The organism is Stenotrophomonas sp. STEN147 (assembly GCF_056757995.1).
Window position 1 is genome coordinate 16326 of the sequence record NZ_JBRRCG010000004.1, and the last position, 22250, is coordinate 38575.

A 22250-nucleotide genomic window follows, 5' to 3' on the forward strand; every position below is an offset into this window, starting at 1 on the left:
TGGACCGCACACGATAGGCGAAAGCTCAAGAGATGAAAAAGGACATGCGCAGCTGCTTCATGCCGCAGTCATGGCGTGCGGGCCCTTGGCGGAACGGGCGACGAGGCTTGGCAAACGTCGGTGGATCGGCCAAAGTTCGGGCTTCATGTCTCCTCATGCGCGCGGCCCATGACACGCCTGCTCATCATTGAAGACAATCCTGAGCTGGTAGCCAATCTGTACGCGTTCCTGGAACCACTGGGCTACGTGCTGGATGATGCGCGGGACGGCGCCAGCGGGCTGCGCCGCGCGACGGAGAACGACTATGACGCCGTTCTGCTGGACCTGATGCTGCCCCGCCTCGATGGGATGACGCTGTGCCACAGGCTTCGGCAGGAGTTCCAGAACCCCATACCGATCCTGATGCTCACCGCGCGCGACCAGGTGGACGACCGGGTGCAGGGCCTTGCCCTGGGCGCGGATGATTACCTGGTCAAGCCGTTCTCACTGGCCGAGCTGGATGCCCGCATCAAGGCCCTGGTACGTCGAGCCCAGGGCCGGCAGGTGGACACGGTGATCGCGTGGCAGGAGCTGCAGGTGGATACGCGCTCGCCGCAGGCATGGCGGTGCGGCAAGGCGATCAGCCTTACGCCGACGGCCCACAAACTGCTCGTTTCATTGGTGCGGGCGGCGCCGGCCGTCGTGCGCAAGCAGGACATGGAGTACCTGATCTGGGGTGACGAACCGCCTGACAGTGGCGCGTTGCGAACGCATATCCACGAGTTGCGCCTGCAGGTGGATCGGCGCTTCGACTACCCGCTCATCGCAACGGTACACAGCGTGGGCTGGCGTCTTTCCAACCCCGCGCCCGGGCAACCGGAGTAAGTCATGCCGACAGGACCGACGGCGTGGACGTCGATCTATCAACGGATGTCGCTGCGGACGCGCATCACGGTGTCCTTCGTGCTGCTGATGGCCGGAGCCATGTGCTTCATCGCCGTGGTCGAGCTCGTCGACTATGACGAGGTACGCGCCTCGGCGGTCTCACGGGCGCAGGATGGCGAGGTGCGCAGGCTGGAGGATGCGATCCGCCTTGGATCACCACGCGTGGTCACGCATGACAGTCAGCTCTATGACGAGGAGAACGTGCCGACCGTGCTGCGCCAGTATGGTCCCGGTTACCACGGCGAGCCCGCACCCAACGAGTGGCACCTGCGGGTGTTCGACGTCGAGGGCAAGCGCTACTACCTGCTCCAGGACGGCGAGCACTATGCCTACCTTGAACACCTGATCAATGCCTTCGCCGCACTGGTCATCCTGACCTGCGTACTGTGCGCCTACTGGATCGGGCGACTGACGTCCGCCCACGTCATCGCTCCGATCACCCGACTCTCCGAGGCGGTACAGCGCACATCCAAGCCGTTCCCGTACCAGGACGCGCGCGACGAAATCGGCGTTCTTGCGCGTGCCTTTGCCCAGCATAGCGATGAGCTGGAGCGGTTCCTGCACCGCGAGCGGTGCTTTGCCGGAGACGCCAGCCACGAGCTGCGTACGCCCTTGGCCATCATCGCTGGCGCGGCCGAGACACTGCTTCACCAGTTGCCGTCCGACAGCCATCTGCTGCCCAGCGCCGACCGCATCCTGCGGACCACACAGGAGATGCAACGCCAGCTGACCTGCCTGCTGCTGCTCTCCAGATCCCCTGCGAGCCTTTCTCTGACCGACGTCCCGTTGCGTGCCATTGTCCAGGAGTGCATGGCACGCTGCGCACCCTGGCTCGCAGGGAAGCCCGTGACACTGCGGCTGGATGCCCCAGAGGAGGTCACTGTGGTCACCCATGCGGAGCTGGCGCATTGCGTCGTGTGGAATCTGCTGCGCAACGCCTGCCAGTACACCGACAAGGGCGAGGTCCGCATCGCCCTGCGGGAGGGCGAGCTGGCCATCGCCGACACCGGTCCGGGCCTGCCCCCGACCATCGACCCTGCCCAGTTCAGCAGGTTCCTTCCCAGCGCACGCCAGGATGGCGAAGGGTTGGGTCTGTCCATCGTGCAGCGCGTGGTAGAGCACCTTGGGTGGCAGATGAAGGTGGAGACATCCGCCCAGGGGTGCCGATTCCTGCTTCACCTGTCCTCGCCGCAAGCGCGTGCCTGACACTTTGCTGACATTGCCCGCCACATTCTGACCACCTTTTCATGGAGAGGCAGGTCAACAATGCAGCAGCACGCACCGCAGGGCGACGGCAAGTACCGACACGGCAGAACCGGATTCCGACGCATCCCGCACACACTGATTCACTCACGCGACGGTTTCATCGCCACATTCCGCGGGGAGGCAGCATTCCGCCAACTGCTTGTCCTGCACGGCCTGCTCATGGCGATGACCTGTGTGCTGGACATCAGCCCGGTGGAGCGTGCCGTGATGCTGGCCGTCAGCCTGCTGAGCCTCGTGGTTGAGCTGCTCAACTCGGCCATCGAGGCGGTGGTCGATCGCATCTCGCTCGAGTACCACCCCCTGTCGAAGAACGCCAAGGACATGGGCAGCGCTGCGCAGAGCGTGGTGCTGCTGATGGTCGCGCTGGTGTGGGCGGTGATCCTGCTGGGTCCGCATCCGCAGCTGACAACTTCCTGATGAACCCGTCCAGATACTGCGCGCCTCTCTGGCTCCGCAGGATCTGCACGTGCGCGATTGCTTCACGTGGCATCGGCCACATCCGGTAACGCTTGTCTGGCTCTCGGCCGCGTTCTTCGCAACGGCGGGCAACATGGCCCTCTGGAAGAGCCTGTGGTCCATCGTGGAGATCCATGGCCTTCGCAGCGCACTGTTCTTCGGCTCGTTGCCATTGCTGCTGTTCTGCCTGTTCAACCTCCTGCTGACACCCGTCGGGATGCTGCCCTTGCTGCGCAAGCCACTTCTGGCGCTGCTGCTGATCGTCAGCAGCGCCGCCAGCTACTTCATGCTGCATTACGGCGTGCTGATCGACAGAAGCATGGTGCAGAACGTGATGGAGACCAATCAGGCCGAGATGGCTTCTTACTTCTCGCTGCCGCTGGTGCTGTCCGTCCTCCTGCTGGGCGTGCTGCCCTCATGCATTCTGCTGCTCATGCGGACGGGCAATCACGGCCGTCCGCTGCGATCCTCCCTGGTGTGGCTGGCAAACGTTCTTGCCACGTTGATGGTGCTCGTCACCATTGCGTTGGGCTTCTACAAGGACTATTCATCGCTGCTGCGGAACAACCGCTATCTGAGGGAACAGGTGCTGCCACTGAACATCGTGCGGCACACCTATGGCCATCTCGGCAGCAGCCACCGCGCCCGTCTCCAGCCGCTGCGCACATTGGCCGACGACGCCGTGCGAGCACAGGGCCCCCGACCCCGGCTGGTGATCCTCGTCGTAGGGGAGACCGCCCGATCCCGGAATTTCCAGCTCAACGGCTACGACAGACCCACCAACCCGATGCTGTCGCGCAAGGACAACGTCATCAGCTTCCAGAGCGTATCGTCCTGTGGGACCGCCACCGCGATCTCCCTGCCGTGCATGTTCTCATCCATGCCGCGCACACGGTTCGATGCGGAGAGGGCCGCGTCGCAGGAGAACGTCCTCGACATCCTGAAGAAGACCGGTGTCGACGTGGTCTGGCGTGACAACAACAACGGCGGCTGCAAGGGCGTATGCGCGCGGGTGCCGACGGATTACATGGGACAGATGAAGGTCGACAGCCTGTGTGCCAACGAAGATGGCACGTGCCTTGACGAAATCCTCCTTCACGGGCTGTCATCGCGCATCGAAGCCATGCAGGGCGACGGCCTCGTCGTTCTGCACCCGCTGGGCAGCCATGGCCCCACCTACTTCCAGCGATACCCTGCAGACGCCCGTGTCTTCAGTCCGACCTGCGAAAGCAACCAGATCCAGAAGTGCAGCAATGAAGCGCTGGTCAACACGTACGACAACACGCTTGTCTATACCGATCGCATGCTCGGCAGTGCGATCGACCTGCTGCAGTCCTACTCGAACGACCGCGACGTGGCCCTGATCTACGTTTCCGACCACGGTGAGTCACTCGGCGAGCACGGCCTGTACCTGCATGGAACGCCCTACCTCATCGCGCCACGGGAGCAGACCCAGGTGCCGATGATCATGTGGTTCTCCGCGCAGTTTGCCTCCCATGCAGGACTGGATCCTGCGTGCCTGCGCCGCGATGCGGCTGGGCGGGTGTTCAGCCATGACAACCTGTTCCACTCACTGCTGGGCCTGTTCCAGGTCAGCACCGCCGAGTATCACGCCGGGCTGGATGTCGTCGCCGGATGCCGCGCGCCATCAGCGGGGGCTGGTCCTCGCGCGGTCACCAGCCCCGCTGCGCGAGGCACTTCTGCCCCGGGCGGCGACGGCTGCCAGGCGGCGACTGACGAGACCGTAGAGGTCCTGCAGTTCGGCCGAACGCTCGGCAGTGGTATTGCTGCCGAACATGACCCGCGCGAGCGCGACTTCCTGGGTATCGGCAGGAAATCGCAGTCGGGTGCGGTAGACCGCCTGCAGAACCAGCCAGGCCCGCCGCAGGCCCCCGCCGGGTAGGGGGCGGACAAGACGCTCATAGACCTGCCAGAACTGATATTCGGCGTCGAGATCGACCCTGGGCACAGCGCAGGGCGCGGGACCCGGGCATGCTCGGACGCCCGGACGGATCGGTGGTTGGGCGGAATCGGACTGGGCCATGCCAGGAAGCATGACGCGGCAACATTGTGTGAACCTTGCGTCGACGCAGGAGACGGCCTACCGCCGCGGACCCTACCGCAGCACGAAGCGCTCGATCGCGCGCGCCACGCCCTCGTCGGCATTGGTGGTGGTCTCGAAGCGCGCCACGGCCTTCACCGCATCGATCGCGTTGCCCATCGCCACGCTGGTGCCGGCGTACTGCAGCATGGTCAGGTCGTTCTCCTGGTCGCCGATGGCCATGACGTTGGCACGGTCGATCCCCAGGTGCTCCGCCAGTTTCTGCAGGCTGGGGCCCTTGCCTGCACGATGATCGAACACCTCCAGGAAGAACGGTGCGCTCTTCAGCACGGCGAAACGCTCGGTCAGCTCGCTGGGCAGCCGCGCGATGGCCGCATCCAGTACCTCCGGCTCATCAATCATCATCAGCTTGATGAAGGACATGGTGGGATCCATGTCGGCCACCCGGCGGTAGGACAGCGGCATGCGCGAAAGGTGCGAGTCGGCCACCGTGTAGTAGCTGATGTCCTGGTTGGGCGTGTACATCCGCTGGCTGTCCAGCGCCTGGAAATGCACGCCCAGTTCGCGGGCCACCTGCTCGCAGAACAGGAAATCGTCGAAGCTGAGCGGGTACTCGACCACCGTTTCACGCGTGCCGATGCGTTGCACCAGGCCGCCGTTGCAGGCGATGCAGTAGTCGTCGTTGCCATCGATGCCCAGTTCGTGCAGGAACGGCGCCAGGCCGGGGACCGGGCGGCCGCTGGTCAGCACGATGTGCACGCCCAGCGCGCGCGCCTGCGCGATAGCCTGCTTGGCGCGTGCGGTGAGCGCGTGGGTGGGATCCAGCAGGGTGCCATCCATGTCGATGGCGACCAGTTCGACGGTCGATTGCCTGCGGCCCATGTCCATTGCGTTCAACTCATGCGGGGCACGCCAGTTTACCCCCTCATGCCCGGTTCACCTCTTTGCCCACGTTGGCCGGGATACTGCCACAGCCTGTGCGTCCCACACCGCAGGACGGCCCGTTGACCGCCCTTCCCTGGAGAAGCTTGCGACGCATGACCTACCTTGCCCCCGAAACCAACGACAGCGCCCCCTTGGCCCAGCAGATCGAGCAGATGATCGACGAGCTGCCCGGTGACCAGGTCAGCGTCGGCACCTTGCTCGGCGCGCTGGGCGATGAAGGCCTGCTGCTGATCGTGATCCTGCTCTCGGCCATCTTCATCATTCCGGTGTCGATTCCCGGGCTGAGTACCGTATTCGGTGCCTCGATCCTGCTGATCGGCCTGAGCCGGGTGCGCAACCGCCCGCTGTGGGTGCCCCAGAAGCTGGCCCGTCGCGAGATCGCCACCGACAAGCTGAAGGCCAACCTTGGCCGCGCACTGAAGTGGGTGCACCGCATGGAGCGCCTGTCGCGGCCGATGCGGCTGGCGGTGATGGTGCGCTCGAAGAAGATGATGCGCCTGAACAACCTGGCCCTGATCCTGGCCACGCTGCTGCTGATGGCGCCGGCCGGGCCGATTCCCTTCAGCAACACGCTGCCGGCACTTGCCTTGATGTCCTTCGCCATCGGCTTCATCCAGCGTGATGGCGCGGCGGTGGCGGCCGGCTATGCCTTCCTGGTCGCTACGGTCGCGTACTTCGGCGTGTTGCTGGGCGGCGTCGGGTTTGCCGCCGAATCGGTGTTCAGCGGGTTCCGCAGCGGTACCTCGGAACTGTAGAGCCGAGCCCACGCCCGGCTGCTCTTCGGCCTTTACGCGGTAACCCCGCGCTGCGCGCGCAAGCCGAGCATGGGCTCGGCTCTACAGAAAGCCAGATCCAAAGCAGTCGAGCATGGCTCGACTCTGCAGAGCTACCTGGCCGACACACGCCACACCACATCGCCGACGTCGTCGGCCACCAGCAGGGCGCCCTCGCTGTCGATGGCCATGCCCACCGGTGCGCCCCTCAATGTCTTCTCGTCCTCCGAGGCAAAGCCACTGACCACGGTCTGCGGACGTCCCGTCGGCCTGCCATCCTTGAACGGCACATACACCACTTCATAGCCGCTCAGCGGCGAGCGGTCCCAACTGCCATGCTCGCCGATGAAAGCGCCGCCGTGGTACTTCGCCGGCAGTGCCTGGCCGGTATAGAACAGCAGCCCCAACGGTGCCACGTGCGAACCGATGGCGTAGTCCGGGCGGATCGCTTTGGCAACCAGATCCGGCCGCTGCGGCTGCACACGCTCGTCCACATGCTGGCCGTAGTAGCTGTACGGCCAGCCGTAGAAACCATGTTCCTGTACCGATGTGAGATAGTCCGGCACCAGGTCGGCACCGATCTCGTCACGCTCGTTCACCACTGCCCACAGCCTGCCGGTGCTGGGTTCCCAGTCCAGGCCGGTGGGGTTGCGCAGGCCGGAGGCATAGATGCGGCTGCCGCTGGTCGCCACGTCCACCTCCAGCACCACCGCGCGCCGGTACTCGATGGCCAGGCCGTTTTCGGTGATGTTGCTGTTGGAGCCCACGCCCACGTACAGCTTGCTGCCATCGCGGCTGGCCAGCAGATCCTTGGTCCAGTGGTGGTTGACGGTGCTGGGGAGGTCGGTGAATTCGCTGCCCTTGTCGGACATGCGCGTTTCGCCGGGCACGTAGTGGTACTTCATGATGTTGTCGGTGTTGGCGACGTACAGCGTGTCGCCGATCAGGGCGATGCCGAATGGCGAATGCAGGCCCTCGATGTAGACGTGCTGGGTCCATGTGGCAGTACCGGGCGCGCGCCGCAGCAGCGTGACCCGGTTGCCTCCCTTGCCGGCCTTGCCCGAGCGCGCCTTCACCTTGCCGGCAATCCATTGCTTGGGGGTGGTGACCGGCTCGGTGCCCGGACCGTTGCCTTCCACCACCAGCACATCGCCATTGGGCAGGGTCAGCAGGCGGCGCGGGTGCTGCAGATTGGCAGCGATGCGCTCGATCTTCAGTCCGTCGGCCACCGACGGCGCCTGCCCATCGGCCCAGCCCACCCCGCGCGGTACCTGCATGGGCGGCATCAGGTAGTTCTCCGGCGCCGGCAGCGGCGGATGCGCACCGGATTGTTCGCTGGGGTGATATTCGGCTTTGCCGGCACACGCCGACAGGATTGCGGCCAGGACCAGCCCGCCTGCAGCAGGCACGATGCGATCAACCATGACGGCCTCCTTGCAGCACCGGCGGCTGCAGTGACAACAGGACATGGCCAAGACCGATCAGTGCAACGGTCAGCGCCGACAGGATCGTGCCGGGAACGGCCACCGCATACGCATCACGGCTGTGCACGAAGGCGTTCCAGATGGCCAGGGCGACCGCCACCAGATTGAGCAGGAAATCGAGGCGGTCGATGCGCGTGGCAGTGTTGCCCCGGCGCCAGACGGCGAACAGGTTGATCAGTCGCGGCACGATGGCGATGAGCAGGCCGAACGTGATCAGCCAGGCCGCGGATTTGCCCCACATCACCTCGGCAGAGTTGAGGTAGATGGCATCGAAGATGAGGGCGCCGACGAAGAAGCCGAACGGGATCGGGTTCAACAGGCTGAACAGCGTCGTGCCAAGGCCACGATGGGCCTGGGCCAGCGGATTGACCATCGTCCTGCTCCATTGCGGGGAAGTGCAGGGGCCTTGGTAGCACAGTCGGTGGTGAAGGCGCGCGATGAGCCTTCGGTTCTGCGACGAGGCCAGGCTCGGCCTTACAACAGGAATGCGCAGTCGTCATTACCGCAGGGCATGAGTGTTTGTGACGCAATCAGCACATCTGCAGATTGCTGCCGTGAAGAGGTAGGGGGTTCTCGGTTGTGTCGCGTTTGGCTCGTTGCGATGGGGCAATTCCGTCCCGCCGTCCTGCCATGCCGATTCACAACAGAAGGATTCGTGTATGAAGCGACACACGCACCACTCCGCGCCACCGCGCTCCGCGCGGCTGGCCCTGGCCACTGCCCTGGTACTGGGCAACCTGGCCATGACCGCCCAGGCCCAGCAGACCGATCCGTTGGCCGGGATCCAGTGGCATCTGCTCAACACCGGACAGGCCGTACAGGGCGACACCCGCCCGGTTGCCGGCAATGATCTGAACGTGGATGGGCTGTTCCGCAATGGCATCCGCGGCGAAGGGGTGATCATCGGCATCGTCGACGACGGCCTGCAGATCGCCCACCCGGACCTGGCCGCCAACGTGGCAGCCGTGGCGGGCAAGAACTTTGCCAACAACTCCAACAACCCCTCGCCCTCCGCTCCGGATGTGGACAATCACGGCACCATGGTCGGCGGCATTGCCGGCGCGGTGGGCGCCAACGGCGTGGGCGTGCGCGGCGTGGCCCCGGCGGCCACGCTGAAGGGCTTCAACGTACTGGCCTCCGATGCAAGCGGCAGCCAGACGGCCAACATCGAGTACTCGTGGTGGGACGGCGCCGAGGCCGCCGACGTGCAGGTGTTCAACAACAGCTGGGGCGCAGGCCCGGGCAACCCGAACCTGCCGTTCGCGTTCAGCGAGAACGACATCCGCGCGTACGAGCAGGCGCTGTCCGGCACGCGCGGCGGCAGCGGCGGCATCTACGTGAAGTCCGCCGGCAACAACTTCAACAACGCATCGATCAGCCAGACGCAGGATGTCTGCACCACCGACACCAAGAACCGCGGCACCGGCTGCGTGCCTGCCGGCCGCGACCCCCGCAACAATCTGTTCAATGTGATCACCGTGGGCGCGGTGCGCGCCGACGGCGTGCGCTCGTCCTATTCGTCCACCGGTGCCGCGCTGTGGGTGTCCGCATTCGGTGGCGAGTACGGCTGGCAGCGGCAGGTCGTCCCGGGCCAGCCTGCCGTCCGCTACGATCCGGCCATCGTCACCACCGATGTCACCGGCTGCGCGCAGGGCAGCAACAAGAACACGAGCCTGCGCAACACGCTGGACGGCAATCAGTCCGCTGTCGACAACACCTGCAATTACACCGCCAAGATGAACGGCACCTCGGCCTCGGCGCCGATGGTGTCGGGCGTGGCGGCGCTGGTGCTGGAAACCAACCCGAACCTGACCTACCGCGACGTGAAGTACATCCTGGCCACCACGGCCACCCGCAACCACCCGAACCAGCCTGCCGTGACACTCGCCGATGGACGCACGCTGGTGCCGGGCTGGACCGTCAACGCTGCGAACCGGGCCTACAGCAACTGGTACGGCTTCGGCGTGGTCAACGCAGCGCGCGCGGTGCAGGTCGCAGAGAACTTCCAGTCACTGGGCCCGCTGGTGGACAGCGGGTGGCGCAACACCACGCGCCGGGTCGCCATCGGCAACACCTCCGCTGCGGCGGCGCGGCTGACGGTGCAGCTGGCCAATGTCGCACGCAACGTCGAATCGGTGCAGCTGGGCTTCCGGGTAAATCACAGCAACACCCGCCAGCTGCAGTTCGTGCTGGTTTCGCCCAGCGGGACGCGCAGCGTGGTGCAACCGGCGTTCACCTCGATCGGCTCCGGCCTGTCGGGTTCCGTGGCGATCCAGCGCAACTTCACCAATTGGGACCTGCTGTCCAGCAACGCCTTCCTGGATGAGACCGGCAACGGCACCTGGACCCTGGAAGTGACCGACATGGGGCAGTCTGCGAACGCAGCGTCGCGCGGCAGCCTCGAATTCTTCAAGATCCGCGTTCTGGGGCACTGATGATGAAGACGACCATTCTGTTGACCACCCTCGCCGTCGCGGCGATCTCCTCTACCGCCTGGGCGCAGAGCTCGACCCAGGCCCCCACAGCCCGGAGCCTGTCTGCCGTGGACGCACAGGAACTGAAGGCCAGGGCCACGGGCCGCGCGTTCAACGTGGGCGCGACCCGCTTCCAGCTGGCGCCGTCGGCCACCGTGCAGCAGGCCAAGGGCGGTGAGTTCCGCATCACGCCCTCGACCGACGCACCGGCGCCCGCCACCGGTACCCGCAGCAAGCGCTCCACCGAGGCCAGCAGCACCGGCGCCGCTGCACGTCTGGATGCTGGTGCCGGCAAGTTCGCCGCCGCCGTTTCCAGCGACGGCGCGCCGGTGGTGGCCACCTCCCGGGTAAAGGTCTTCTTCACCGATGCGGCCTCCGCACAGCGCGCGGCAACGGCCACCGGCGGCACCGTGGTGAAGGTGTCCAAGGCCTCCGGCCGTGCGATCGTCGAGTACCCATCGGTGAACGCCGCACTGGACGCGACCACACGACTGCTGTCGACCGCCGGCATCCGCGCCGCCGAGCCCGACGTCGTGCAGTGGGAAGAAACCAAGTAAGGCGGTAAAGCGTTGTGTGGTATCCCCGGCGGGCCGGCTCTCCCGGCCGGCCGGGGGCTTTGCCTGAGTCGACCGGCGGCCCGGTTCTCCCCCCCCCATGTCAGGCATCCACTGCGCAAGAACTGCTAAGCGCAGCGGCAGCCGATCCGCTACTGTTCCGGACAGTGGAGCGGGGATGGCGGGATGAGCGCGGCAGGCAAGGCGTTGTGGTACATCGAAACCCATGCGGGCCGTCCGCTGGCGTTGGCCGATATCGCGGCAGCTGCTGGCCTGTCGCCCTTCCATCTGTCGCGCCTGTTCCACGCGCGCACCGGCACGTCGGTGATGCGCTACCTGCGCGGCCGCCGCCTGAGCATGGCAGCGCAGCGGCTGGCCGACGGCGCCGACGAAATCCTGCCGGTGGCGATGGACGCCGGTTATTCCACGCATGCCGCGTTCACCCGTGCCTTCTGCGAGCAGTTCGGGCAGACCCCTGAACGGGTGCGCGAGTCCGGCACTGCGGATCTGGTCCTGGTGCAGGCGGCGCGCGTGGACGACGTTCCCACCGCCTGCAGCGTGGCACCACGCCTGCTCGACACGCCCTCGTTCCAGGTGGCCGGAATCGGCATGCGCCACACCCGCCACAGCAGTGGCGCCATCCCTGGCCAATGGGCCCAGCTCAACCGGGAGTGGCCCAAACCCGCACCGGTCAGTTTTGGTGTATGCCACGACAGCGATGACGACGGCGGATTCACCTACCTGGCCGCATTGCCCAGCGCCGCGCTGACCTCGATTCCAGCACATTGGCAGCGCCTGCAGATTCCCGCGCGCCGCTATCTGGTGGCCTGGCATGACGGCCACATCTCGTCCATCCGCGCCACGTGGTTCTGGTTGCTGGATCACTATCTGCCCACCTCCGGATTGAGCCTTGCCACGGCGCCGGACCTGGAACGCTACGACGCCCGCTTCGACGAGCACACCGGCAATGGCGGTGTGGAGATCTGGCTGCCCGTGGACCCCCACCCCTGATGAATGCAACACGCTGAAAGGAGTTGTGCGATGCGCTTGATGCACCTGCTGCTGGGCCTGGTCCTGATTGCCCCCGCGTCGCTCGCCGGCGTCCCCGGGAGTGGGTTGGCCGGCGAACACCAGGCGGTGACCACCGTGTCCAGCGCTGCGGTACGCGACGCGCAGCAGCGCGATACGCTTCGCTACACCGTCTGGTATCCGGCTATGGCGGGCAGCAGCGAAGTGCCTCTGCGTATCGGTCCGCCCGATGCACCGTTGTTCGTGGTGGGCCAGGCGGCGCCGGAGGCCGCCATTGCCGGTGGCCGCCTGCCGACCTTGCTGCTCTCCCATGGCAACGGCGGCAGCGCCCGCATGATGGGCTGGCTGGGCACCGCATTGGCGCGCGCTGGTTATCTGGTGATCGCCGTCGACCATCCCGGCAACAACGGCGTGGATGAATTGACCCTGCAGGGCAGCATGCTGAGCTGGCTGCGTGCGGATGATCTGCGCGCCGCACTGGCCGCCGTGCAGGCCGATCCCCAGCTGGGGCCGCACGTGGATGCGGAGCGGATCGGTGTAATGGGCTTCTCGGCCGGAGGCTACACGGCCCTGCTGGCGGCGGGGGCGCGGCCGGATCTGCGGCGGTTGCGTGATTTCTGCGAAGCCCATCCGGATGACGGTGTGTGCCGGCCCCAGAGCGAGGCGCCGTCGCACACCCTGGAGGCTCGCAAGGCCGCGGCGGCGGCAGCGGATCTGGCGCCGTGGATGGCCCACGCCGATGATGCCCGCCCGGTCCCGGGTGTGCGCGCCGTGTTCCTGATGGCACCGGCGATCATGCAGGCGTTCCCGCCCCAGCAACTGCAGGCGCTGCGGCAACCGGTGTCGATCATCCAGGGCGCGGCGGACACGGTCGCTCCTGCAGCCACCAACGCGGAGGTCGCCAAGGCGTCCATCACAAAGGCGAGACTGGATGTCCTGCCCGGTGTCGGCCACTACGACTTCCTGTCCGAATGCACGCCGCTGGGCCAGCAGCGACTGCCCGCCCTGTGCAGCAGCCAGACGCCAAGAGCGCAGACGCATGCACGCACCGTGGCGGAGGCGCAGCGGTTCTTCGAGGCCGCCCTGAAGCCGCGCCCGTAGCGCTTCGCGACGCCGTGTTGCAGGGATGACGACGGCGCGCGAAGGCCGGTGCCGCTACACTGCCAGCGCACGCTTCGAGGCGGAGAGACCATGCGTCTGTTGCATCTCACCCTGCCGGTATCCGACGTCACCGGGGTGGCGACCTATTTCCACGATGTGTTGCAGCTGCCGGTCAGCGGCAACCGCATCCACATCGGCTGGAGCACGATCGAGCTGCGGCTGGCCGAGGACGTCGCGGTCGGCGGCGTGCACCTGGCCTTCAACGTGCCGGACAACCGCTTCGCGGCCGCCATGACCTGGCTGCGCGAGCGTACGCCGCTGCAGCGCAACCCGGCAGGACTGGACTACTTCGCGCTGGAAAGCAGCTGGCAATCGCAGTCGGTGTACTTCACCGGCCCGGATGGACTGATCCTGGAGCTGATCGGCCGGCGCCGGCTTCCCTGCAGTCCGCAGGAGGGCGCCTTCCATGGCAGTGAGATCACCTGCCTGAGCGAAGTCGGCCTGCCCAGCCACGATGTCGATTCGGTGCGCCTGCAGGCCGCCGGGCGCTTCGGCCTGCAACCGATCAGCGCGCCCTCGGCCCAGTTCGCACCGATGGGCGATGACGAGGGCCTGCTGATCGTCGTTGCCGCCGACCGGCGCTGGTTCCCCGAACAGAAGGACCTGCCCAACGCACGGGGATTGCAGGTGCTGATGGGAGATGTACCCGCGGGCGAGCTGCGGGATGCGGAATTGGGCTGGGAGGTACGCGCCGTACCGCATCGGCGGGGCTGAACGGGCCGTGTGCCGTGCAGGAACCTACAATGGCGCTCCCTCCCGTTGCCGGACCCTCCATGCGCCGCATCCTGCTGTTGTTCGCCCTGTTGTTGCCCGCTGCCGCGGCGACGGCCGTGGATCTCCAGGAGGGCGACCTGCTGTTCGTCACCGCAGGGCAAAGTGGCCTGAGCGCTGCCATCGATGATGCGACCGGTACGCAGGCTCATCCCGGTTTCGATCATGTTGGTCTGGTGGCCGCCACGACCCAGGGCTGGGAAGTGCTGCATGCGGACGAGAAGGGCTCGCGCCGGCAGACGTTGGCTACGTTCCAGCAGGAGGCGCGCGCCCGGCTGCGGCAGATCGTGGTCTACCGCCTGCGCGCACCGCACAACGCTGCCATCGGCGACGCCGTCGCCACCGCGCGTACCCTGCTTGGAAGGCCCTACAACGCCTCCTACGTGCCGAACGATGACAGCTACTACTGCTCGGACTTCATCGAACGTGCCTTCCGTGCCCACCATGTATTCGCGCTGCAGCCGATGAACTTCCGCAATCCGCAGACCGGGAAGATCGCCCGGCATTGGATCGACCTCTACCGCAGCATGGGCATGGACGTACCGCAGGGCGTACCGGGTACCAATCCCAACGACATGTCGGCGGCGCCCGTGCTGGAGCGGATCGGCACGCTGGAATGAGAAGCCCCGCGCAAGGCGGGGCTTCAGGCGATGCTGGACAGGGACGCGAGGGTCACTCCTCCTCGTCCTGCCCGCCCTGCTGCTGGTTGCGCTGGCCGCGCTGCTGCTGTTCCTGCTGCTGCTGTTGCTGCTGATCGCGACCGCGCCCCTGCTGATCCTGCTGATCCTGCTGCTTCTGGTTCTGCTGGTTCTGCTGGTTCTGCTGGTTCTGATTGTGCTGGCCCATTGCGGTGTCTCCAGTGCCACTCGCGGAATGCGGTGGTTGCGGCCATCGTCTGCAGCGGTGGGTTAACCATGCGTTGTGACGCAGCTACAGAAATGTGCATGCGCGTGAATGAACCGGCGTGGCCCCTTGTGCCGCAAGCGGCTGAAGGATTCATGCGCGTTCGGCATGTGCTCATGCCCGCAGAGGCTGTGGCCCATTCAGCGGCGCCCGCCCGGCCCGGCCGCGCAGCGGGCGCAGCACCTCATGGCATCACAGGCGGCACGTAATCCAGCGTCATGCCCAGCAACCACAGCAGGCCCAGCACCAGCGGGATGTGCACCAGCAGCTGGATGAAGGTGAAGCCAACGATGTCGCGAGCTTTCATGCCCAGCACGCCCAGCAGCGGCAGCATCCAGAACGGATTGATCAGGTTCGGCAGTGCTTCGGCGGCGTTGTACACCTGCACGGCCCAGCCCAGGTGCGCCTTCAGTTCGTTCGCTGCCTGCATCACGTACGGTGCTTCGATGATCCACTTGCCGCCCCCGGAGGGAACGAAGAAGCCCAGGACCGCCGAGTACACGCCCATCACCAGAGCGAACGTATCGGTGCTGGCGATGTGCACGAACAGACTGGACAGCCGGTGCGCCAGCGTCTGCCCATCGGCGCCGGCGGCGTGGGTGAGGATCATCGCGATGCCGCCATACAGCGGGAACTGGATCAGCACACCGGTCGTGCTGGGCACCGCCTTGGCCACCGCGTTGAGGAAGCTGCGTGGACGCCAGTGCAGCAGCAGGCCGAGCGAGATGAACAGGAAGTTGTAGGTATTGAGGTTGGCGATTGCGGTCACCACCGGCTTCTTGGCGAACTCGTTGAACAGCCAGCCGAAGGCCAGCAACGAGAGCAGCACGGTCAGCAGCGGGCTGTATTCGAGCCATTCGCCGGGGCGCGTGCGGCGCTGCAGCGGCTCAGGCTCGGCCTGCGCCGCACCGGGAAACGATTCAGCGGTGCGCGCACTGCCAGCCGCCGGTGCGGTCAACCAGGCAATCAGCAGTGACACCAGGATCAACGCCGCGGTCAGCACGATCGACTGCCACAGGAAGATGGTTTCAGTGAAGGGCAGTACGCCGGTGATCTCCACCAGCCCCGGCGGCATGCTGGCCGGGTTCGCCTGCAGCTGCGCAGCCGAAGAACTCAGGCCCATCGCCCAGACCGCGCCCAGGCCGAGGTAGGCGGAGGCACCCGCAGCCCGGTAGTCCATGCGCAGATCGGTCCGGCGCGCCAATGCACGCACCAGCAGACCACCGAACACCAGCGAGAAGCCCCAGCTGAGCAGCGAGGCCAGCATGCTGACCAGGCCTACATAGACCACCGCACCGCGCCCCGTGCGCGGCACCCGCGCCAGCAGCTCGATGAAGCGCGCCACCACAGGCGCGGTGGCCACGGCATAACCGCCGATCACCACGAAGGCCATCTGCATGGTGAACGGAATCAGGCTCCAGAAGCCATCGCCAAAGGCACTGGCCGTGGTCTGCGGCGTGGAACCGAAGCCGATGGCTGCCAGGGCGACGATGACCACGCCCAGCACCGCGAACACGTAGGCATCAGGGAACCACTTTTCCGCCCAGGAGGCCGAGCGCAGCGCTGCGCGCGCCATCCAACCATCCTGTACTGCTGCCGTCGAGGCCATCACCTACCCTCCCAGGTTCGATGGCTCGATTCTCGGCCTCGCGGTGGGGACTGTCAGTCGCCTATTGGTCGTAGGACGGTACGGGCCCCTTCCCGGCTGCGCCTGTCAGCGCAGCGCCAGATCCAGCGCGATACCGGCAAACAGCGCCGCGCCGACCCAGTTGTTGTGCAGGAACGCCTTGAAGCATGGCCCCCGCTCGCGGTTGCGGCAGATCCAGAATTCGTACACCACCAGCGCCGCAGCCACCGCCAGGCCGGCCAGGTACCAGCTCCCCAGGCCGGCGCGCACACCGACCAGCGCCATGGTCGCCAGGAACAGGGCGTAGAGCACCCCTTGGATCACCAGATCCAGGTCCCCGAACAGGATCGCCGTGGAGCGCGAGCCCATCTTCAGGTCGTCCTCGCGGTCGACCATGGCGTACCAGGTGTCATACGCGGTCGACCAGAGGATGTTGCCGGCGTACAGCAGCCAGCCCAGCAGCGGCACTTCGCCCTGCACCGCGGCGAATGCCATGGGAATACCCCAGCCGAACGACATGCCCAGATAGACCTGCGGCAGGTGCGTATAACGCTTCAGGTAGGGATAGCTGGCGGCCAGGAACACGCCGATGAAGCTCATGCCGATGGTCAGCCCGTTCAGGGTCAGCACCAGTCCGAATGCCACCAGCATCAGTACCGCGAACAGCACCAGCGCGGCACGGCCACTGATCGCCCCCGTCGCCAGCGGACGGGCCTTGGTGCGCTCCACATGCGGGTCGAGCCAGCGATCGGCGTAGTCATTGATGACGCACCCCGCCGAGCGGGTCAGCCAGACACCCGCGGTGAAGACGAACAGGGTCCACAGCGGCGGCATGCCGCCTGCCGCCAGCCACAGTGCCCACCAGGTGGGCCACAGCAGCAGCAACGTGCCGATCGGACGATCCGCGCGCATCAGACTCCAGTAATGCCGCCAGCGCGGCGTCGCCTGCGAATGCGGCGAAGTGAGGGGGGTATCGGCCATGGCGATAGGATACTCCGGCGCTGCTGGAACGACTTTGCCAGCCGGGGGGAGATTTGTGCGGCAAAACTGGATAGAATGCCCCTCCCGCACCGCCTCATGGCGCTGCGATGCCCGCCATGGTCAGCCCGATGGCGTGGCGGTTCTACAACGCGCCCGTAGCTCAGCCGGATAGAGTAGTGGCTTCCGAAGCCATTGGTCGGGGGTTCGAATCCCTCCGGGCGCGCCATCTTTCCCTGCTCAGGCCACCGGTTGTTGGCCCACCAGCACGGCCCCAGAATCAGCAGGCCGCTGATCTTCCACGCTGAGCCCTGGGAACCGGCAGCCGCCGAGCGCAGGCCCAGCGCCAAAGGGGCGAGCACACCGGTCCACCCAGCAACGCCGGGCATGGCCCGGCGCTACCGTGGGTGTACAGATCAGTACGTGCCGTCGAAGGCGAAGATCGGCTTGCGCTGCTTCCACGCGCCAGCGGTGAAGTCAGGGAACTCCAGCGTCTGGAAGCCATTGGCGATGGACTGCTCGGACAGCGGGGTGATCGCGCTCCAGGTCACTGCATCGTAGATGTCGATCGGCATCGGCGCTTTGGCCTTCAGTGCCTCGACGAACGCATGGATGACGAACCAGTCCATGCCGCCGTGACCGGCGCTGGCCGCGGTGTCGGCATGCTGCTTCCACAGCGGGTGCTCGTACTGATCCTGGTAGGTCTTGAACTCTTCCCACTGGTGCGGCGGGCTGCGGCCTTCAATGTGGATCGAGTGGTTGACGTCCATCCACAGACCCTTGGTGCCCTGCACGCGGAAGCCCATCGAGTACGGTCGAGGCAGCGAGGTGTCGTGCTGCAGCAGGATGGTTTCACCGTTCTCGCAGGCGAGCGTGGTGGTCACGATGTCACCCAGCTTGAACTTCACTTGGGTGCTGGGGTGGGTGGTGCCACCGCTCTTGGCCACGGTGTACTCGTGCAGGCCGCGTGCCTTGGTCGCGAAAGCGTTGATATGGGTAAAGCGGTTGCCGCGGTTGATGCCGGTGTACATCGCGCACGGGCCGATGCTGTGGCTGGGGTAGAGCTCGCCGTTGCGCTCCACCGAATGCTCGGTGCGCCAACGTGCCTCGCTCCAGCCCTTGGGACCGAACTCCACGCCGCTGTCGTAAGGCTGGCTGGGATCACCGGAGTTGAACTTCACCCCGCGCAGGTCGTGCTGGTAGCCGGCCTGCAGATGCACCAGCTCGCCGAACAGGCCCTGTCGCACCATCTGCAGGGCGGCCATCACATCGCGGCGGTAGCAGACGTTCTCCAGCAGCATGTACGGCGTGCCGGTCGTGAGCTGGGTCTTCAGCACATCCCAGTGGTCCTGCAGGGTGATGCCGGCCACCACCTCGCAGCCTACGGCCACGCCCGCCTGCATGGCGGCGATCGCCATCGGCGCGTGGTATTCCCACGGCGTAGCGATGATCACGCCATCGATGCCCTTCTGTTCCAAAAGGCGCTTCCAGGCGTTGCTGTCGCGATCCTGGCCATAGGTTTTCGGCGCAGGCTTGCCCGCCTTGGTCACCATGTCCACGGCACGACCCAGCATGATCGGCTCGATGTCGCACAGTGCAATGACCTCGACATCGTCGCGGCGCACCAGCTCCTTCAACAGTACCTGGCCGCGCATGCCGGTACCGATCATGGCCAGGCGGAGCGTGCGCCCGCGCGCCCAGGCCGGGGTCTGTGGCAACAGGCTGCTGGCGGCGACGGCGGCACTGGCCGCGATGAACTCCCTGCGTTTCATGGCAAACATCTCTCCTCTTGGAAGCGCGCCGGCCGCAACCGGCGCGCTGGATCACTCGAACCTGCTTACTTGAACCGATAACCGATGGTCACACTGTAACCACGGCCGAAGATCGTCGCGTAGTCACTGGAGTCACCCAGGAAGCTGTTCGGATCGTAGAACGGCAGCCGATCGAACAGGTTCTTGACGGTGAAGCTCAGGTTCCAGGCATCATCCGGGCGCCAGGTGACGCTCAGGTTGGCGGTCCACCAGGACGGCGCGCCGTCGCACTTGCTGGCCTGCAGCGCCAGGTAGCCGGCGGTGCAGGTCTCCTTGTTGTTATCCACCTCATCCACGCGGTCACGGGCCCACTTGGTACCGCCCACGTAGTTGACGAACATGCTGGTGGTCACCTGCTTGTAGGTCCAGTCGGCGTTGAGCGTGGCGCGCAGGCGCGGGTTGTTGTAGTAGCCCACCACGTCGCCGTAGTACCAGCCGCTTTCCTCATCCATGTAGTAGCGGTTGCGATTGGCGATGGTGGCGGCCAGGCCCACGTTCAGCCCACCCCACTCGCCCAGCGAGAAGCGGCTGCGTGCGTCCACGTCGAAGCCGTCGACCAGGGTCTTGCCGCGGTTCTTGTACTGGCCGACCACGCTGGCCACATTGCCCACGCTGTAGCCGGGCAGGACCGAGGGGCAGCTCACACCGCTGGCCGGGTCGGCGCACATCGCCGCCAGCTGGGCCAGGTTTGCACGATCGGCATCAGTGATCGGCGAACGGGTGGAGGAGATGATGTCGGTGTCACGGCTGAAATCCGGGGCGACGATCTCGTTGTTGCGGTAGATGAACCAGTAGTCGGCCGACACCGACAGCCAGCTGGCCGGCTCGTAGACGAAGCCCAAGGTGGCGATCTTGGCCTTCTCCGGCTTCAGGTCCTGGTTGGGCTGGGTCATGCGGGCCACGGTGCGGCTGCAATCGACATTGGCCAGGCTCTTGCCCAGGTCCACGTCACCGGCGCGCTGCGACTGCCGCAACAGGTCGGCGATCGCGTTGGTCTCGGCGCAGCGCACCTCATCGCGGTAGCCACCGAGCTGGGCGAACACGCCACCGCTGCCGGACTCGGCCAGGCTCGGCGCACGGAAGCCGGTCGAATAGGTGCCGCGCAGCATCAGTTGATCGAATGCCTGGTACTTGAAGCCGATCTTCGGTGCGACGTTGGCGCTGAAGTTCGGGTATTTGTCCACGCGGACCGCGGCATCCAGTTCCAGCTTGTCGGTGATCGGCGCCACCGTTTCGGCGAACAGCGCATAGGTGTTGCGTGCGCCGTCGAACCACGAGCCGCCCTGCTGGGTGATCAGGCCGGCGGCGGCGTCGGCATTGCCCGGCGTGTAGAAGGTTTCGCGGCTGGCATTGAAGCCGAACGCGGCGCGCATCTCACCGGCCGGCAGCTGGAACAGCGGGCCTTCGATCTTGCCGTCCAGGGTGTGCAGGCGCGTCCAGGACTGGATGTCGAAGGTCGGGAACGCCTCGCGGATCAGCGCTGCGTTGGCTTCGCTGATCTCACCGAACGTGTATGCCGGATGGTCGGAAATGATCACCCGCCCGGTACCCGGATCCACCGAGTAGGGGCCGAAGGCCTTCTCGAAGCCCTTCAGGTTGACGTTGATGGTCTGGTAGGTGGTGGAGTGCGTGCCGGCGGTGGCGAAAGCAGTTTCCCAGTTCCAGTCACCCATGTTGCCACGTGCACCGGTCAGCACGCGGTAGCTCTTGTCGGTGTTGCGCTGGCCGAAGTAGTTGGCGCCGGCATCCTGCAGCAGGTACTGCAGGCCGACTACGCCGCCCATCATCGCTTTCAGTTCAGGGCTGGCGTGGTTGTACTCGTTGTTCGGCCCCAGGTAGGGATACAGGAACTGGTTGACCGTAGTGCCGGTGTCACGGGAGAACCAGCTGGTCGGGTTACCGGTGGTGGTGCCATAGCTGCGGGGTGTACCGCCATTGGCACGCAGATCGATGTCGGTGTAGGTCGCCTCGGCGAAGATTTCGGTCGAGTCGCCCACCAGGAAGGTGCCATTGAGGTAGGCGGTGTTGCGCTCGGACTTGGCGCCGGCGTCGATCTCGTTGTTCATCCAGGTTTCCCAGACACAACGCGGACCGGCGGCCTCGCCCTGCAGTACGTTCTTGCACCCGGGTGCGGCCTCCTGCACGCGGCGGCCGGTGACCGGATCGAATGCAAAGTAACTGCCCGGGTTGAACTCGCCCGGCTTGCTGCCCACGCCCAGGCGCAGGTTGGTCAGGTAATTGGGATTGTTGACGTAGTACTGCTCGGGACGCTTGTCGTAGAAATCACGCAGCGGAATCGCATCACGGCGGTACATGTTGACCGCACCGTAGATGTTGAAGCGGTTCTCGGCCAGGTCGCCGAAGCCGGCGGTGATGCTGGCCTGGCGCTCACCGTAGGAGTCGATGCGCGATGACGTATCGTTGGTGAAGTTGATTTCCGCGCCCTGGAAGTTGCGTTTGGTGATCACGTTGATCACACCGGCCACGGCGTCGGTGCCGTACACCGCCGAAGCACCGTCGGTGAGCACTTCCATGCGTTCGATGGCGGCAGCCGGTATCGCATCGATGTTGACGAACTGGGTCTGGAAGCCGGCGGGTGCGCCGTAGTACGACAGGCGACGACCGTTCAGCAGCACCAGCGTGCCCTGTGCGCCCAACCCACGCAGATTGGCCTGCGAGGCACCGTCGGAGCCGGTGAACAGCGAGCGCGAATCCTGCTGCGCCGGGCGGGCAGCCGGCAGGTTGTCGAGCACCTGCAGCAGCGTACGCGCACCCATGTTCTGGATGTCCTGCTTGCTGATGACCTGGACCGGCGAAGCGGTTTCCACATCGGTGCGGCGGATGTTGGAGCCGGTGACCTCAATGCGGGCCAGGTCGGTGGCGTTGTCCTTGCTGTCCTGCGCAGCGGCAGGCAGGGCGACCGACAGCAGCGCGCCGGCAATGGCCAGCGTCAGCGGAGCGATCGTGCGACAGGGGGGGCGGCGGTAGCGTGCGGGCAACATCGGGGTTCTCTCCTGGCAGGGGTGCGGCGC

At 65.9% G+C, this 22250-nt stretch carries 19 protein-coding genes and 1 tRNA gene; 12 read left to right on the forward strand and 8 right to left on the reverse strand.

Annotation, left to right across the window (positions count from 1 at the left end):
- Window positions 1-168 precede the first annotated feature (168 nt).
- Genes ACVOKU_RS06290 through ACVOKU_RS06305 form a run of 4 tightly spaced genes read left to right on the forward strand, consistent with a single transcriptional unit; the run spans window position 169 to window position 4549 of the window.
- Window positions 169-864, forward strand: coding sequence for a response regulator transcription factor (locus tag ACVOKU_RS06290; protein WP_065174346.1), 696 nt, complete (start codon window positions 169-171; stop codon window positions 862-864).
- 3 nt (window positions 865-867) lie between these two features.
- Window positions 868-2130, forward strand: a complete 1263-nt coding sequence (locus ACVOKU_RS06295; RefSeq protein ID WP_481559411.1) for a sensor histidine kinase — start codon at window positions 868-870, stop codon at window positions 2128-2130.
- 60 nt (window positions 2131-2190) lie between these two features.
- Window positions 2191-2607, forward strand: a complete 417-nt coding sequence (locus ACVOKU_RS06300; protein WP_481559412.1) for a diacylglycerol kinase — start codon at window positions 2191-2193, stop codon at window positions 2605-2607.
- 49 nt (window positions 2608-2656) lie between these two features.
- Window positions 2657-4549 carry a phosphoethanolamine transferase gene (locus ACVOKU_RS06305; protein WP_481559413.1) on the forward strand — a complete coding sequence of 631 codons (1893 nt, stop codon included), beginning with the start codon at window positions 2657-2659 and terminating at the stop codon, window positions 4547-4549.
- Window positions 4550-4762: 213 nt separating this feature from the next.
- On the opposite strand, the gene yidA is transcribed toward ACVOKU_RS06305, so the two are convergent.
- Window positions 4763-5596, reverse strand: coding sequence for a sugar-phosphatase (yidA, locus tag ACVOKU_RS06310; protein WP_065174342.1), 834 nt, complete (start codon window positions 5594-5596; stop codon window positions 4763-4765).
- A 149-nt stretch (window positions 5597-5745) separates the two neighbouring features.
- Between yidA and ACVOKU_RS06315 the strand changes: the two genes are divergently transcribed.
- Entirely contained in the window at window positions 5746-6408 is a 663-nt protein-coding gene (locus ACVOKU_RS06315; RefSeq protein WP_481559414.1) for an exopolysaccharide biosynthesis protein, read from the forward strand.
- Window positions 6409-6539: 131 nt separating this feature from the next.
- On the opposite strand, the gene ACVOKU_RS06320 is transcribed toward ACVOKU_RS06315, so the two are convergent.
- Complete coding sequence (locus ACVOKU_RS06320; RefSeq protein WP_053518151.1) at window positions 6540-7850, reverse strand: PQQ-dependent sugar dehydrogenase; 1311 nt, start codon at window positions 7848-7850, stop codon at window positions 6540-6542.
- The gene (locus ACVOKU_RS06325; protein WP_053518153.1) at window positions 7843-8283 is read right to left on the reverse strand and encodes a DUF2231 domain-containing protein; all 441 of its coding nucleotides are present in this window, start codon (window positions 8281-8283) and stop codon (window positions 7843-7845) included. The genes ACVOKU_RS06320 and ACVOKU_RS06325 overlap by 8 nt, the downstream gene beginning before the upstream one ends.
- A 286-nt stretch (window positions 8284-8569) precedes the next feature.
- On the opposite strand from ACVOKU_RS06325, the gene ACVOKU_RS06330 reads away from it, so the two are divergent.
- From ACVOKU_RS06330 to ACVOKU_RS06355, 6 genes are all read left to right on the forward strand, one after another.
- Complete coding sequence (locus ACVOKU_RS06330; RefSeq protein ID WP_481559415.1) at window positions 8570-10345, forward strand: S8 family serine peptidase; 1776 nt, start codon at window positions 8570-8572, stop codon at window positions 10343-10345.
- Window positions 10345-10941: a S8 family serine peptidase gene (locus ACVOKU_RS06335; protein ID WP_065181490.1), complete on the forward strand. Its 597-nt coding sequence runs from the start codon at window positions 10345-10347 to the stop codon at window positions 10939-10941. The genes ACVOKU_RS06330 and ACVOKU_RS06335 overlap by 1 nt, the downstream gene beginning before the upstream one ends.
- Before the next feature lie 183 nt (window positions 10942-11124).
- Window positions 11125-11949 carry an AraC family transcriptional regulator gene (locus ACVOKU_RS06340; protein WP_481559416.1) on the forward strand — a complete coding sequence of 275 codons (825 nt, stop codon included), beginning with the start codon at window positions 11125-11127 and terminating at the stop codon, window positions 11947-11949.
- A gap of 30 nt (window positions 11950-11979) precedes the next feature.
- Window positions 11980-13068, forward strand: coding sequence for an alpha/beta hydrolase family protein (locus ACVOKU_RS06345; RefSeq protein WP_481559417.1), 1089 nt, complete (start codon window positions 11980-11982; stop codon window positions 13066-13068).
- A gap of 90 nt (window positions 13069-13158) precedes the next feature.
- Entirely contained in the window at window positions 13159-13842 is a 684-nt protein-coding gene (locus ACVOKU_RS06350; RefSeq protein WP_481559418.1) for a VOC family protein, read from the forward strand.
- 59 nt (window positions 13843-13901) lie between these two features.
- Window positions 13902-14519, forward strand: a complete 618-nt coding sequence (locus ACVOKU_RS06355; protein ID WP_065181487.1) for a YiiX/YebB-like N1pC/P60 family cysteine hydrolase — start codon at window positions 13902-13904, stop codon at window positions 14517-14519.
- 52 nt (window positions 14520-14571) lie between these two features.
- Here the strand turns inward: ACVOKU_RS06355 and ACVOKU_RS06360 are convergent, their stop codons facing one another.
- The 3 genes from ACVOKU_RS06360 to ubiA all read right to left on the reverse strand — a co-directional run bounded on the left by ACVOKU_RS06360 (window position 14572) and on the right by ubiA (window position 17410).
- The gene (locus tag ACVOKU_RS06360) at window positions 14572-14745 is read right to left on the reverse strand and encodes a hypothetical protein (RefSeq protein ID WP_195840321.1); all 174 of its coding nucleotides are present in this window, start codon (window positions 14743-14745) and stop codon (window positions 14572-14574) included.
- Window positions 14746-14986: 241 nt separating this feature from the next.
- On the reverse strand, window positions 14987-16411 hold the full coding sequence (locus tag ACVOKU_RS06365; protein ID WP_481559419.1) for a short-chain fatty acid transporter: 1425 nt from the start codon (window positions 16409-16411) through the stop codon (window positions 14987-14989).
- Window positions 16412-16516: 105 nt separating this feature from the next.
- A complete protein-coding gene (gene ubiA / locus ACVOKU_RS06370; protein ID WP_481559420.1) occupies window positions 16517-17410 on the reverse strand; it encodes a 4-hydroxybenzoate octaprenyltransferase in 894 nt (297 codons plus the stop codon).
- A 149-nt stretch (window positions 17411-17559) separates the two neighbouring features.
- Between ubiA and ACVOKU_RS06375 the strand changes: the two genes are divergently transcribed.
- Window positions 17560-17636: transfer RNA gene (locus tag ACVOKU_RS06375), tRNA-Arg, on the forward strand.
- 187 nt (window positions 17637-17823) lie between these two features.
- Here ACVOKU_RS06375 and ACVOKU_RS06380 read toward each other — a convergent pair.
- A complete protein-coding gene (locus ACVOKU_RS06380; RefSeq protein WP_111187265.1) occupies window positions 17824-19179 on the reverse strand; it encodes a Gfo/Idh/MocA family protein in 1356 nt (451 codons plus the stop codon).
- A 65-nt stretch (window positions 19180-19244) separates the two neighbouring features.
- A complete protein-coding gene (locus ACVOKU_RS06385; RefSeq protein ID WP_164150529.1) occupies window positions 19245-22220 on the reverse strand; it encodes a TonB-dependent receptor domain-containing protein in 2976 nt (991 codons plus the stop codon).
- Between the last annotated feature and the right edge of the window lie 30 nt (window positions 22221-22250).